Raw genomic sequence first — 14,697 nt, forward strand, 5'->3', positions numbered from 1 at the left:
CGCAGCCCCTTTCGTCGTTGAATCCCAGCTGACGTGCATGCGAGCATCCGGCCCGACCTGATGAGCGCCCATGCGCTCGCGGCGGGCACGCGCGACGTGCCCTCTCTTCGTCGAACAGGTCAAAGCGGTGCGGACATCCCGCGCTTTGCACAACACACAACGACAAAACGGGGGTCTCGTGAAAGACATTACGGGAAAAACGCTTGCCTTGACGCTGTTCGCCACCGTGGCCCTGGCCGCGTGCGGCGGCGGAGACTCAGGTAGCAATACCGCCAACAACGGCGGCAACACGGGTGGCAATACGCCGCCCGCATCCACGTGCGCAGAAACCGGCGTCGATGCCAAGTACGCCTGCCAGACCGGCAGCACCGAGCCGCTGTACGCCTACCAATGGGCGCTCAAGCAAGCGACCAGCTTCTTCGCGGCGTTCGGCCTGGTGGCCAACGGCACGACCGACATCGACGTGGAAGACGCGCACAAGGCCGGCATCAAGGGCCAGGGCGTGAACGTGCTCGTGCTGGACGACGGCATCGACGTGCACAACGAAGATCTGTTCGCCAATGCCAACTCGGACATGACGCACAACTTCGACGATGGCTCGAACGATCCGACACCGGCAGACATTCCTGCGAACATCAAGGAGGCGCATGGCACCAACGTAGCCGGCATCATCGCCGCGGCGCAGAACGGCAAGGGCGTCATGGGGATTGCGCCACGCGCGACGCTGGGCGGAGCGCGCTTTATTGGCGCGGCGAACCCCGACATCACCGCAGCCTATGGCGGCGCAGCCTGGTCGAAAAACGGCCACCTCATCAATGCGTCGTACGGCGCAAACCCGCAGGCGCCGCTGGAGTACGACACGTCCACCTCGACACAGGCCGCGGTACGCGCCTTCCCGAACCTGCGCAACGGCCGCGGTCTGGTCATGCTCAAGGCGTCGGGCAATGAATATGAATCCATCAACGACGACATCAACCTTCCGCCGCGCACGTGCCCGACCGTGGGCGGCACCGCCGGCATGATCGGCTGCGAGAATCCCGCCAATGATCCGGAAGCGCTGGAGCCTGGCGTAATCGTTGTCGGGGCGGCAAATGCGCAAGGCATCAAGTCGAGCTACTCCAACGCCGGATCGGTCAACTGGATCACAGGCTTGGGCGGCGAATACGGCAACGGCGGCAAATACGGTGAGGTGGGTAGCGGGCCAAAGATCTTCTCGACCGACCTCACCGGCTGTGCACGCGGCTACAGCCGAGCCAATCCGGACGACACCAATGACTTTGCGATTCCAGGCACCGCCACCAACCTGAAAGACAACGCAAAGTGCGACTACTCGAGCATGAACGGCACATCGGCAGCCACGCCCACGCTGTCCGGCGTGGTCGCGCTGATGCTGGCAGCCAACCCGAACCTGACGTGGCGCGATGTTCGCGAAATCCTGCGCGCGACGGCTCGCAAGATCGACACCGATTACGGCAGCCGTGACGGCCGTAACGCGCGAATCGACCTGCTTACGGGCGCCGCCACTGGCGATACCAGCGCCGCACTGACTGACGGCGCGACCACCGCGCGGCTGGACTACGGCTGGCAGACCAATGCCGCCGGCTATGCATATTCCACGTGGTACGGCTTCGGTCTGGTCGATGCATCAGCGGCGGTGAAAATGGCCAAGGCCAATGTCGCCTACAAGCCGGCAGCATTGTCGGTGCCGGACTTCGCGGCGGCCTTTGCCAACGTGAACCAGTTCAACTACGGCGCGGTGCAGAAGCTCGGCCAGTTCAACGTGTCGGGCACAGACAAGGTCGACGCGCTGCAGCTGCGCGTATCGGGCTCGGTGTGCGTGGGCAGTGTCGGCTTCTTTGTGAAATCGCCCTCGGGCACGGTGTCGGCGTTGTCCCTGCCGTACAACGGCTATTACAACAACGGCGTCGATACCGTGAACAAGTACGGCCTGGGCAGCTACGCCTTCTATGGTGAGAACGCGGCCGGCACATGGGAGGTCTACGCCGTCAGCGGCGTGCCGAGCAACACCTGCTCGACGTACCAGCCCCAGGGCGGCACCCACACCGTGACGCTCGCCACGCCGCTGGCCGTGGAGTACCGCGTGATTGCTGCCAAGTGAGCCCGTTCGGAGACCAATCAACATGATCAATACAACCCTGATGAAGACCGTGGCGCTGGCGGCGCTCCTCTCGATGGCTTCGGCGTGCCAGGCGGCCGACGTGATGGTGGGCAAGCACCTGAGCACGCAAGAGCTGGCCCAGTACGCGAGCGCACCGACGGTGCAGATCGAATCGCAGTCGTTCAAGGTGCTCTCCAGCGGCACGCGCACCAAGGCTGCGGGCGCGTCATCCTCAGCCGTCACGCAAGTGGCCAATGAGCGTGGTGTGGTGGGCGAGAGCCGCAACGAGGTGGTCGTCTCGCAGGTGCCGGTCGACAGCGTGCGCCAGGCAGTGAGCAGCCTGCCGGCAACGCCCGTGTCGGCGGAGTATTACGGGCACCTGAACATCAGCACCCTGCGCTTCGCTTCGTTCCAGGACGCTGTGAACGCGCGCACGCAGCTCAAGAAGACACTGCCGCAGGCGCGCGTGGACGTTCCGATCCAGTACGCCAAGCCCGTGGCGCGCTGATTCTCTAACGCAAGTTGCACAAGACGCCCCGCCGCCGCGCGGGGCGTTTTGCATGGAGCGGCGTATCATCCCGGCCTTTTCCCCGTCAGGACAACACCATGACCAAGGCCACCGGCAGCTTCGAAGCGCTGGCCGCACGCGAAGGCGGCCTGCAGCACCGTCTCTCTTCTGCACAACTCGCCATGATCGCCATCGGCAGCGCGATCGGCACCGGCTTGTTCCTAGGTAGTGGCGCAGCCATCCAGTTGGCCGGCCCGGGCGTGATTGCAAGCTACGCCATCGGGGCGCTCATCGCCCTGCTGCTCATGGGCTGCCTGGCCGAGATGGTCGTGGCCCACCCGACCACCGGCTCTTTCGGCGCGTATGCCGAGCATTACGTGAGCCCGCTTGCCGGCTTCCTGGTGCGCTACGCGTATTGGGCGGCGGTCGTCTTCGTGATCGGCGCGGAGGTGACGGCGGTGGCGGTGTACATGGCGTACTGGTTTCCGGGCGTGCCGGCCTGGGTATGGATCGTGGGCTTCTCTGCCGTGCTCGTGTGGATCAACGCCAGCAGCGTCGAGGTATTCGGCGCGGCCGAATACTGGTGCTCGATGATCAAGGTGGTGGCGATCGTCGCGTTTCTGGCGGTGGCGAGCTATGCCATCCATCGCGCACCCGAAGGCGGGCCGATCGGCTTTCACAACTACGTGAGCGCGGGCGGCTTTGTGCCACACGGCTGGAATGGCGTGTGGTTCGGCGCGGTGGTCAGCATCTTCAGCTTCTTCGGTATCGAGTTGATTGCCGTGGCCGCCGGTGAGGCACGCGAGCCGGAAGCAGCCGCCACCCGCGCATTCCGCTCCACGCTGTTCCGGCTGGTGTTCTTCTATCTCTGCACGCTCGCGCTGATGCTGGCCGTGGTGCCGTGGCAGCAGGCCGGCACAGGCAAGAGCCCGTTCGTGCGCGTGATGGAAATCCTCGGCATTGCCGGCGGAGCGGGCGTGATGAACTTTGTGGTGCTCACGGCGGCGCTGTCGTCGATGAACGCGCAGTTGTATGTGTCGACGCGCATGCTGTTCAGCCTGGCACGTGGCGGGCAGGCCCCCAGGGCACTCGGTGTGGTGAGCCAACGGGGCGTGCCGCTGCGCGCGCTGGCCGTGTCCAGTTCCGGGGCTGCGCTGGCGGCCGTGCTAAGTGTGGTGCTGCCGGGGCACTCGTTTCTTCTGATGATGGCGCTGGCGATGTTCGGCGCGCTCTTTACGTGGCTCGTCATCTTCATCACGCACCTACGCTTTCGCCGCGCAGCCGAACGCGAAGGGCGCACGCTGCGATTTCGCATGTGGGGTTTTCCGGTGCTGACCGTCATCGGGGCCGTCGCAATGGCGGCCATCATCGTCAGTACGGCGTGGATGGCGGATTTCCGCATGACGTTGGTCGTGGGTGTGCCGTTCCTGCTGGTGATGACCCTGGTATTCCGGCAGGCGAGGCTGGGGGAGTCGACTGCGCGTCAGCCGTCTGCGCGCAACTGATCCTCCACCAGCGCTACCCAGCACGCTGCCCCGATCGGAATCAGCTTGTCGTTGAAATCGTAGCCGTCGTTGTGCAACGAGCAGCCGACCCACTGGCCGCCCAAACCGTTGCCCAGCGCGAAGTAGCAGCCAGGGCGCTTCTCCAGCATCCAGGCAAAATCTTCACTGCCCATCTGCGAGGACGGTGGCACCTGGATGACGCGCTCCTCGCCCAGCACGCTCGCCACGGCACGGCGCGCGAAGGCGGTCTGCTCGGGCGTATTGCAGATGGCTGGCACCAACCGCTCGTAGACGATCTCTGCGCGCACTCCATAGGATGTGGCCTGGTGCGTAATGACCTCGCGGATGCGCGTCTCCAGCAGCTCGCGCACCTCCGGCTTGGTGGCGCGCACGCTCAACTTGAGCATGGCCGTTTCGGGGATGATGTTGTGGGTTGTCCCGGCCTGCATCTGCCCAACGCTGATGACGGCCGCATCCACAGGCGCGACGTTGCGCGAGACGATACCCTGCAACGCCACGACCGTTGCCGCCAAAGCCAGCGTCGGGTCCACAGCCAGGTTAGGCATGGCGCCATGGCCACCGCGCCCGCTGAAAGTCACCGTCACACGATCTGACGAACCGCCCAGCGGGCCGCTCTGCACGACGGCCACGCCCAGCGGCAAGCCGGGCGCGTTGTGGAAAGCGTAGATGCCATCGCAGGGGAAGCGCTCGAACAGACCATCCTCCATCATGGCCACGGCGCCGGACAGGCCCTCTTCATCGGGCTGGAAGATGAGGTTCAGGGTGCCGTTGAAGTTGCGCGTGGCCGCCAGGTGCTCGGCGGCGGCAAGCAACGTGGCGGTATGGCCATCGTGGCCACACGCATGCATGCGACCGTCCACCTGGCTGGCGTAGGGCAAGCCTGTGCGCTCCTGCATGGGCAACGCATCCATGTCGGCGCGCAGGCCGATCGTGCGCTTGCCGTTGCCAACCTTCAATTGCCCCACCAGGCCGTGGCCACCGACGCTGTGCACGTCATAGCCCCATTCACGCAGCAGACCGGCGACGAGCTGGGAGGTGTGCGGCACGTCGGCACCCAATTCCGGATTGGCATGGATGCGATGACGCAGTTCGGCAAAGCGGTCAGCGCCCACGTGCAGGGCCTGGGGGATGCTGGGTGAATTCGGATCGAGGTACATGGTGCTAGGTCAGAGGCGAACTGGGTAAAAGCAACGATGGCGCGGTATCAATCTCAATCGCGGCCGGGATACGTCGGGAACAGCGTGAGCGCGCCCAGGCTGATTGCACTGCTGGCCAGCAGATACCAGGCCGGTGCCATCGGGTTGCCGGTTACGCCCAGCAACCACGTAACGACGAGCGGCGCAAAGCCGCCGAACACGGTCACCCCGAGGCTGTACATCACCGACATGCCGGTTGCGCGATGCTGGCGCGGGAAGGCTTCCATCAGCAGCGCCGCGCCCGCGCCATTGCTGACCGACATGAACGTCACGCCCAGCGCGATCAACCCCATGGTGAGAGCTAACCCCGCACCGGAAGACAGCAGCACGAAGCCTGGGTACGTGCACGACAGGCTGACCGCAGACGCGACATACAGCATCGGCTTGCGCGTCGGCAGGCGGTCGGCAATCAGACCAAACAGCGGCGACATGACCAGCATGGTTAACCCCGCCACGCACGCCGTTAGAAATGCCGTGACAGCCGGCATGTGCAACGAGTGGATGAGGTACGTGGGCATGTAGAAGATCAGGATGTACATGGACGCAGTAGCCCCCGTCATCAGCAGCATGCCCAGCACCAGCGTGCGCGCATGCTGGCGAAGCACATCGACCACGCTTCCGTGCGGGGCGGCCTCGTGCGTCTCCTTCAGATGCCGGCGGATATACATGCCGACCGGCGCGATCAGCAAGCCCACCAAGAACGGCAGCCGCCAGCCCCAGCTCTGTAAAGCCTCCGGGCTGAGTACGGCGCTCACACCGGCCGCACTCAATGCGCCGAGCAGCGCCGCCGCGCCCTGCGTGGCTGCCTGCCAGCTCACCAGGAAGCAACGCCGGCCCTTGCTGGCCGATTCCAGCAGCAGGGCCGACGCCGCGCCGATTTCCCCGCCGGCCGACAGCCCCTGTAGCAAGCGCCCGAGCACCACCAGCACCGTTGCCGTCACGCCAATCGTCGCGTGGCTCGGTGTGAAGGCGATCAGCGCGGTGCCGGCCGTCATCAATGCAATCGTCAGTGTGAGTGCTGCCTTGCGGCCACGCCGATCGGCCATGTTGCCGATCAGCACAGCGCCCAGCGGCCGCATGACAAAGCCCGCGCCAAACGTGGCGAATGACAACAGTAACGAGGCCAGCGGGCTGCTCGACGGAAAAAACAATCGCCCGATGGTGGCGGCAAAAAAGCTATAGACCGTGAAGTCGTACATTTCGAGCCCGTTGCCGATGGCGGCGGCAACGACAGCGCGGCTGGAATGTGGGGGCACGGTGGTGGTGCCTTGGCGCGGGGCGCCAGCGGGCACGGCGATCTGGGCATCCATCTTGATGTCTCCTCCAGTCGAGCGGGCTTCTATGAGCGTCCCGCAATGCGCTGGATTGAAGGGCAATAGTAGGAGCTGTCGGGCCGATTCCGCCTCTCGCTTTTTTTCATGGCTATAGCTGTTGGCTATGGCGGGGAGGCTCATCCCAGCCTGCCCGGCTAGCCCAACGGCCGCCCGAGGAGGATTCCACAGTACAGTTGCTGGCTGACGGCGTGGCATGCCAACCCTTCGCTGCGCCGTGTATCAAGGACACCTATGAAGCTCAACCAGCTACGCGCACTGGTCACCGTTGCCGAGACGGGCAGCATCCAGGAGGCCTCGCGCCTGCTTCACGTCACGCAGCCCGCGCTCAGCAAGACCATCAAGGAGTTGGAAACCAGCGTGGGCGCAACGCTGTTCGTACGCTCCAGCAAGGGCATCCGGCTTACGCCGTATGGCCAGCGCCTGGTCGGGCATGCACGCTTGATCAACGAAAGCGTCAAGCGCGCACGAGAAGACCTGGAAGACATGAAAGGGGCGGTGACGAGCGAATTGACGGTGGGCGTTACCCCCGTCACCGCGCTCATCGGGCCGGTGGCCGACTGCCTGGTGACTTTCCGGCGCGAGTTTCCCAATGCGCGGTTGCGCATCCTGGAGGCACGTCCGGGCCAATTGCTGGAACTGCTGCGCGAGGGCGCCATCGATTTTGCCCTGACGTCTCAGTTGCAGCCGGGCGAGCGCGGTTTCGACCACACCGTGGTCTGCCGCGCGCAGACGCTGATCGGCGTACGCAAGGGCCACCCACTGCGAGGCCATCAGCCCCTGCATGCCTTGCAGCAAGAAGAGTGGCTTGCCCCCGATTCGCTTGCTGACGAGCACTCGCCGCTGTACCGACTGTTTGCCGATGCCGGTCTCGCCCCGCCCGAGCGCGTGGTCGAATGCAATTCCATGACGCTGCTGCTCGAGCTGTGCTGGAAATCGGACGCCCTGCTCCTGCTGTCGAGCGAATCGACGCGCTCGCCCACAATCCGTCAGACGATCGAGTTCATCGAGACCGATCAACCAATGCCCGAGCGCGTGATCTCCCTGCTCACGCGGGACCGCCACGTTCTGACAGCGCTCGGCGCGCGCTTGTATGACGCGCTGGCACAGGCGTTGCAGCAAGCCTATCCGGAGCAGCCGGCGCAGCCGTGAACCCGCGCGGTTCTGTGCCCGATCAGGCTAACGCCAGCGCCTGATCCAGATCGGCCAGCAGATCATCGATATGCTCGATGCCGATGGATAGCCGGATCGTCTCCTGCCGCACGCCAGCCTTGGCGAGTTCAGCCTCAGAAAGCTGCCGATGCGTGGTCGATGCCGGATGCGTGGCCAGTGACTTCGCGTCGCCAATGTTCACCAGCCGCGTGAACAACTGCAGTGCATCCTGGAAGCGCGCGCCAGCGGCAAAGCCGCCCTTCACGCCAAACGTAAGCAGCCCCGGCGCCTTGCCTGAAAGGTACTTGCGCACGAGCACGTGGTCGGGATGGTCGTCCAGGCTTGCATGGTTGACCCACTCCACCTTGGCGTGGCCGCGCAGATGCCGGGCGATGTGCGCGGCGTTCTGCGTGATGCGGTCGATGCGCAGGCCCAGCGTTTCGATGCCTTGCAGGATCAGGAACGCGTTGAACGGCGACAGCGCCGCGCCGGTATTGCGCAGCGGCACCACGCGAGCGCGGCCGATGTACGCCGCGTCGCCCAGGGCTTCCGTATAGACGACGCCGTGGTAGCTCACGTCCGGTTCGTTCAGCCGCTTGAAGCGCGCCTTGTGCTTCGCCCACGGAAACTTGCCGGAATCGACGATCGCTCCGCCCAGGCTCGTGCCGTGGCCGCCCAGATACTTCGTCAGCGAATGCACAACGATGTCGGCGCCGTGCTCAAAGGGCCGTGTCAGATACGGTGTCGGCACGGTGTTATCGACAATGAGCGGCACGCCGTGGCGGTGCGCGATCTCGGCCAGCGCGGCAATGTCGGTGATGTTGCCCAGCGGGTTGCCGACCGTCTCGGCAAAGATGGCCTTGGTGCGGTCGTCGATCAGCGCTTCGAACGATGCAGGGTCACGCGGGTCGGCAAACCGCGTGGTGATGCCCGACTGCGGCAGCGTGTGCGCAAACAGGTTGTAGGTGCCGCCGTACAGCGTGCTGGCCGAGACGATGTTGTCGCCCGCTTCCGCAATCGTCTGGATCGCGTACGTGACCGCCGCCTGCCCCGACGCCAGCGCCAGCGCCCCGATGCCGCCTTCAAGCGCGGCAATGCGCTTCTCCAGCACATCGTTGGTCGGGTTCATGATGCGCGAGTAGATGTTGCCCGGCACCTTCAGGTCGAACAGATCGGCGCCGTGCTGTGTGTCGTCAAACGCAAATGCAACGGTCTGGTAGATCGGTACCGCCACCGCGCGAGTGGTCGGGTCTGCGCTGTAGCCGCCATGGACAGCCACGGTGTCGGGTTTCCAGGCGGGGGCGGTGCTCAAGGACGGCTGCGTCATGGTGCGTCTCCGGAAGGTTGGTCCGGCGAGCATATGGGCAGCCCTGCGGTTGAGGGAACGACCGTTTTTATCTTTGGTTATGCGTGAAGCGGCACGATGCGGAGGCCGCATGCGGTCATGCGGATATCGCATACCTAGGGTAAACACGTGCCACCTCGCGTGAGCCGAACGGATAGCCTCCACAGCATTGAACGCACGGCGCCGGAGGGGGACATGGAAGTCAAATGGATCGAGGACTTTATTGCCCTCACGCAGCACCAGAGCTTTTCGCGGGCGGCGGAAATCCGCAATGTCACCCAGTCCGGCTTCAGCCGGCGTATCCAGGCGCTGGAGCAGTGGGTGGGCGCGGAGCTGGTGGATCGCAGCACCTATCCGCCCACATTGACAGCAGCCGGGCGCCTGTTTGAAGAGGCCGCGGATGACGTGCTGAGCAAGCTGATCGACACACGCGCCATCATTCGCTCGGAGCACCGCATGCCCGGGCCGGGGCTGCAGATTGCGGCGGGCCACACCATCTCATTGAATTGCCTGCCCACCTGGCTGGCGACGGTCGGCAAGCACATCGGCAACCTGCGCGCGCGCATTATTCCGGGCAATGTGCACGACTCGGTGCTCATGCTCGTCAACGGCACCTGCGACCTGATGTTCGCGTACGACCACCCCAACCTGCCGCTGCATCTTGACCCGATCAAGTACCCCAGCCTGACGGTCGGCCGCGACACCTTCATGCCGGTCAGCAAGCCCAATGCGCGGCTAGGGCCGATGCACCGCCTGCCCGGCACGGCCAACCGGCCGCTGCCGCTCATCTCTTACACCCCCACGAGCTATTTCGGCCGTTGCCTGGCGCTGCTGTTGAGCCAGGCCGATGCGCAACCGTTCCTGCGGCTCGACTATGAGTCTGACATGGCCGAAATGCTCAAAAAGATGCTTCTCGCCGGTGAAGGCATTGCTTGGCTGCCAAAGAGTTCGATCGAGGCGGAGCTTGCCGCCGGCGTATTGGTGCCGGCCGGCGGGTCGACGTGGTCGCTTGATCTGGACCTGCGTGTGTATCGCAACCAGTTCACGCGCAACGAGCTGCTGGAAAAACTCTGGCGCCATCTGAGCCTGTCCTGAACCTGCATCGGCGGGCCGTTTGCTCGTTTACCCGAACTATGCGGCGCTCGCATGAGCCCTTGCGGGAGCCGCATCACAACGCACGCTACCGTTCCTACACTCCGTCCACGCAATGAAAGCCGAGCCGAATCACCGGCCGGCGTCATGCGAAAGGCCACGGATTCGGTGTTCTCCGATTCCGGCAAGAGACCTCACTGGACGGAGCACCATGAAAAAGAATCGCCTTACCGCAACCATCCTGGCAGGCATGCTGCTGGGTATCGCCGTGGGCTATGCGTGCCACAAGCTCGCACCCGACGCCAATGCCGCCAAAGCCATCGCCGGCTATTTCTCCATCATCACGGACATCTTCCTGCGGCTGATCAAGATGATCATCGCGCCGCTGGTATTCGCCACGCTGGTCTCGGGCCTGGCTGGCATGGAGGGCACGCAGGCCGTACGCCGAATTGGTTTGCGTTCGGTCACGTGGTTCGTTTGCGCGTCGTTGATCTCGCTGGCGCTGGGGCTTGTGCTGGCCAACGTGCTGCAGCCGGGAGCGGGTCTGAACATGACACCCAACGCCGCTGATGTTGCCACCGGCCTGAACACCGCCGGCCTGAACTTCAAGGACTTCATCACCCACGCGTTCCCCACCAGCGTGCTGGATGCCATGGCACGCAACGACATCCTGCAGATCTTGGTGTTCTCGGTGTTTTTTGGCGTGGTGCTGGGCGTGCTCAAGGGCGATGAACGTATCGCGCCGCTGTCGCGCACCATCGATGCCCTCGTGCCGGCCATGCTCAAGCTGACCGACTACGTCATGGCGCTGGCGCCCATCGGCGTGTTCGGCGCCATTGCCTCGGCTATTACGCTGCATGGGCTCGATGTGCTGACGACGTACGGCAAGCTGGTCGGCAGCTTCTATCTGGGCTTGGCGCTGCTGCTGTCCATCCTGATCGGCATCGGCCACATCTTCCTGGGGCGCCAAACGTGGGCGTTGCTCAAGGCGATTCGCGAGCCGGCCATGCTGGCGTTCTCCACCGCCAGCAGCGAAGCCGCCTACCCGCGTCTGACCGAAAAGCTCGAGGCCTTTGGCGTCGACAAGAAGGTCGTCGGTTTCACGCTGCCGCTGGGCTACGCGTTCAACCTGGATGGCTCGATGATGTACCAGGCGTTCGCGGCGCTCTTCATCGCACAGGCGTTCGGCATCGAGATGCCGCTGTCGCAGCAGATCCTGATGCTGCTGGTGCTGATGATCAGCAGCAAGGGCATGGCTGGCGTGGCGCGCGGTTCGGTGGTGGTGGTGGCAGCGGTGGCGCCGATGTTCCATCTGCCGCCCTCGGGCGTGGTGCTGATCCTGGCCATCGACCAGATCCTGGACATGGGCCGCACCGCCACCAACGTGGTCGGCAACAGCATCGCCACCACGGCCATCGCCAAGTGGGAAGCGCGCCGCGCCGCACGTGAGCAGACGCAGGATTTCGCCGGCATCTCCAACGTTTCGGGCGTTTCTGGCATTCCGGGCGAAGTGAAATGACAACACCGCATGCGCGTCGCTCGCTGGGCGTGATTGGTGGGCTGGGGGCGCTGGCCAGCGCAGACGTGTTCTTCAAGCTGATCCAGTCCACCCCGGCCAGCACCGATGCCGAGCATCTCGACATCGTGTTCGAGCAGCATCCGTTTTCTCAGGCGGGCCACACGACGGCAGCCACCACGGAGCGCAAGCTCTACATCTTCGATCTGATCCGCGACTTCCAGCGGCGCGGCATCGGGGCGGTGGTGCTGCCCTGCTTTTTGAGCCACACCTTCATCGACGAGCTGACCGCCAATTCGCCGTTGCCGATCGTCGACATGATGGCGGGACTACGCAGCCACGTGCGGCGCAAGTTTCCGGCCGCGCACCGCATCGGGGTACTCGCTTCGGACACCACGCGCAGCAAGCGTTTGTTCGAGCGCTACTTCAATGCGCCCGAGTTCGACGTCGTCCACCCGCGCGTTGACGGCATCGATCGCGTGACCGAAGCGGTGTACGCCCCCGACGGGATCAAAAGCGGCAACCTGCGCGGGCGCCCCATCGGGCTGTTGCGCGACGCCTGCGCGGACCTTGTTGACCAGGGTGTCGACCTGATCCTGCCGGGACTGACCGAGATCGCCCTGGTGCTCGACGAGCTTGGGCCCCTTGGCATGCCCATCGTCGATTCCAACCTGGCCTACGCGCAGTACGTGGTGTCGGGGCAACACGATGCGCCTGGCAAGCTGTTCAAGGTGGGTGTGGTGGGCGGCGTGGGGCCCGCAGCCACGGTCGACTTCATGCAGAAGATCGTGCGTAACACGCCGGCCACGCGCGATCAGGACCACATCAAGCTGCTGGTCGAGCAAAACCCGCAGATTCCCGACCGCACCGAAAACCTCATCGGCGAAGGTCCGGACCCGACCATCTCGCTGTACGCCACCTGCCGCAAGCTGGAGGCGGGCGACGCCGACATCATCGCCATTCCGTGCAACACGGCACATGCATACGTTGAGCGCGTACAGCCGTATCTCAGCATCCCGATCGTCAACATGCTGACCGTGACGGCCGAGCATATCCGCCGAACGCTTCCGGCCTTGCGCAAGGTCGGCCTGCTGGCGACCTCCGGCACGGTGGCCAGCGGCGTGTACAGCAAGGCGCTGGAGGCGGCGGGCCTTGAGCAAGTGGTGCCCAGCACCGAGCGGCAAGCCCGTGTGATGAACGCCATCTACGGGCCGCAGGGCGTGAAAGCGGGCTTCACCGCAGGCGCCTGCGTTGACGATCTGATGGCTGCCATTGACGAGTTGGCAGCGCGCGGCGTCGAGGCCGTGATTCTCGGCTGTACGGAACTGCCGCTGCTGCTGCCGCACGCTAGCGTCAACACATCTGAAGGCCGGCTCGTCACGCTGATCGACCCGACCGATGTTCTGGCGCAGCACTGCGTTGCGCGCGCCCTCGCCCACCCTTCTCCATCGCATTCCAACGCTTCATTACAAACGACATGACCCACCGTATCGAACACGACCTGCTCGGCGACCGCGAAATCCCCAGCGATGCCTATTACGGCGTCCACACGCTGCGCGCGCTGGAGAACTTTCCGATTACCGGCACCCCCATTTCTGTCTACCCGCAATTGCTCAACGCACTGGCCAGCGTGAAGGCTGCAGCAGCGCTGGCCAACCATGAGCTGGGGCTGCTGGACAGCCTGCATGCCAACGCGATCGTGCACGCATGCGAGCGTGTGCGGGCGGGCGAAGCACACGCGCATTTCGTCGTCGATGTCATCCAGGGTGGCGCAGGCACGTCCACCAACATGAACGCCAACGAGGTCATTGCCAACCTGGCGCTGGAGTCTCTTGGCCACGCGCGCGGCGACTACCAGCACCTGCACCCGAACGAACACGTCAACCTGAGCCAGAGCACGAACGACGTCTATCCGACCGCGCTGCGGATTGCCGCGCACGAGGGCGTCCTGGCCCTGATCGAGGCCATGGGCGTATTGCGGCAAGCATTCGAGCGCAAAGCCGAGGCATTCCGCGGCGTGCTCAAGATGGGCCGCACGCAGCTCCAGGACGCCGTGCCGATGACACTCGGCCAGGAGTTCAGCGCCTATGCCGTCATGCTGGGCGAAGACCAGGAGCGCCTGGCCGAAGCCGCGGCATTGATGCGCGAGATCAACCTGGGTGCCACGGCGATCGGCACGGGCATCAACACGCATCCGGACTATGCGGCCGCGGTCTGCCGGCATCTGGCGCGAATCACGGGCATTCCGCTGGTGACGTCGCACAACCTGGTGGAGGCCACACAGGATGTGGGCGCGTTCGTTCAGCTCTCGGGCGTGCTCAAGCGGACGGCGGTCAAGCTGTCGAAGACCTGCAACGACCTGCGGCTGCTCTCCAGCGGCCCGCGCGCGGGGCTGGGCGAGATCAACCTGCCGCCCATGCAGGCGGGGTCGAGCATCATGCCCGGCAAGGTGAACCCGGTGATTCCGGAAGTCGTCAATCAGATTGCGTTCGAGGTGATCGGCAATGACCTGACCGTCACCTTCGCCGCTGAGGCCGGGCAGCTTCAGCTCAACGCCTTCGAGCCCATCATTGCGCACAGCCTGTTCAAGAGCGTCTCGCACCTGCGCAACGGGTGCCTGACGCTGGCGGAAAAGTGCGTCGACGGCATTACCGCCAACGAGGCGCACCTGCGCGCCAATGTGGAGCACTCGATCGGCATCGTTACCGCGCTCAATCCGCACATTGGATATGCGAATGCGACGGCGATTGCGCAGGAGGCGCTCATCAGCGGCACCAGCGTGTATCAGCTCGTGCTGGACAAACGCCTGCTCAGCCGCGAGGCGTTGGATGAGATTCTGCAGCCGGACATGCTGGCCCAGCCGCGCGCGGTGACGGCGGCCCGGGCGATTTGACCGAACCGAGGCCGCAGAG

At 64.6% G+C, this 14,697-nt stretch carries 11 protein-coding genes; 8 read left to right on the forward strand and 3 right to left on the reverse strand.

Annotation, left to right across the window (positions count from 1 at the left end):
* The first annotated feature begins 178 nt into the window (after positions 1-178).
* The 3 genes from NG898_RS22665 to NG898_RS22675 all read left to right on the forward strand — a co-directional run bounded on the left by NG898_RS22665 (position 179) and on the right by NG898_RS22675 (position 4,132).
* Positions 179-2,119, forward strand: a complete 1,941-nt coding sequence (locus NG898_RS22665; protein WP_252694529.1) for a S8 family serine peptidase — start codon at positions 179-181, stop codon at positions 2,117-2,119.
* Positions 2,120-2,141: 22 nt separating this feature from the next.
* Positions 2,142-2,627, forward strand: coding sequence for a hypothetical protein (locus NG898_RS22670; RefSeq protein ID WP_252694530.1), 486 nt, complete (start codon positions 2,142-2,144; stop codon positions 2,625-2,627).
* A 98-nt stretch (positions 2,628-2,725) separates the two neighbouring features.
* Positions 2,726-4,132: an amino acid permease gene (locus tag NG898_RS22675; RefSeq protein WP_252694531.1), complete on the forward strand. Its 1,407-nt coding sequence runs from the start codon at positions 2,726-2,728 to the stop codon at positions 4,130-4,132.
* On the opposite strand, the gene NG898_RS22680 is transcribed toward NG898_RS22675, so the two are convergent.
* Together NG898_RS22680 and NG898_RS22685 are read right to left on the reverse strand one after the other, a co-directional pair.
* Complete coding sequence (locus tag NG898_RS22680; RefSeq protein ID WP_252694532.1) at positions 4,111-5,310, reverse strand: M20 aminoacylase family protein; 1,200 nt, start codon at positions 5,308-5,310, stop codon at positions 4,111-4,113. The genes NG898_RS22675 and NG898_RS22680 overlap by 22 nt on opposite strands.
* A 53-nt stretch (positions 5,311-5,363) precedes the next feature.
* Complete coding sequence (locus NG898_RS22685; RefSeq protein WP_252694533.1) at positions 5,364-6,659, reverse strand: MFS transporter; 1,296 nt, start codon at positions 6,657-6,659, stop codon at positions 5,364-5,366.
* A gap of 255 nt (positions 6,660-6,914) precedes the next feature.
* Here NG898_RS22685 and NG898_RS22690 point away from each other — a divergent pair, with 255 nt between their 5' ends.
* Positions 6,915-7,832 carry a LysR family transcriptional regulator gene (locus NG898_RS22690; protein ID WP_252694534.1) on the forward strand — a complete coding sequence of 306 codons (918 nt, stop codon included), beginning with the start codon at positions 6,915-6,917 and terminating at the stop codon, positions 7,830-7,832.
* Between the two features lie 22 nt (positions 7,833-7,854).
* On the opposite strand, the gene NG898_RS22695 is transcribed toward NG898_RS22690, so the two are convergent.
* A complete protein-coding gene (locus NG898_RS22695) occupies positions 7,855-9,159 on the reverse strand; it encodes an O-acetylhomoserine aminocarboxypropyltransferase/cysteine synthase family protein (RefSeq protein WP_252694535.1) in 1,305 nt (434 codons plus the stop codon).
* A 213-nt stretch (positions 9,160-9,372) separates the two neighbouring features.
* On the opposite strand from NG898_RS22695, the gene NG898_RS22700 reads away from it, so the two are divergent.
* The 4 genes from NG898_RS22700 to aspA all read left to right on the forward strand — a co-directional run bounded on the left by NG898_RS22700 (position 9,373) and on the right by aspA (position 14,678).
* Positions 9,373-10,272 (forward strand): LysR substrate-binding domain-containing protein, encoded by a 900-nt coding sequence (locus NG898_RS22700; protein ID WP_252694536.1) that lies wholly within the window; start codon positions 9,373-9,375, stop codon positions 10,270-10,272.
* A 208-nt stretch (positions 10,273-10,480) separates the two neighbouring features.
* Entirely contained in the window at positions 10,481-11,788 is a 1,308-nt protein-coding gene (locus tag NG898_RS22705; RefSeq protein WP_252694537.1) for a dicarboxylate/amino acid:cation symporter, read from the forward strand.
* Entirely contained in the window at positions 11,785-13,266 is a 1,482-nt protein-coding gene (gene cuyB / locus NG898_RS22710) for a cysteate racemase (RefSeq protein WP_252694538.1), read from the forward strand. Before NG898_RS22705 ends, cuyB begins: the two co-directional genes overlap by 4 nt.
* On the forward strand, positions 13,263-14,678 hold the full coding sequence (gene aspA, locus NG898_RS22715; protein WP_252694539.1) for an aspartate ammonia-lyase: 1,416 nt from the start codon (positions 13,263-13,265) through the stop codon (positions 14,676-14,678). The genes cuyB and aspA overlap by 4 nt, the downstream gene beginning before the upstream one ends.
* Positions 14,679-14,697 lie beyond the last annotated feature (19 nt).

The sequence above is a fragment of the Ralstonia mojiangensis genome (assembly GCF_023955645.1).
GTDB classification, from domain to species: Bacteria; Pseudomonadota; Gammaproteobacteria; order Burkholderiales; family Burkholderiaceae; genus Ralstonia; species Ralstonia mojiangensis.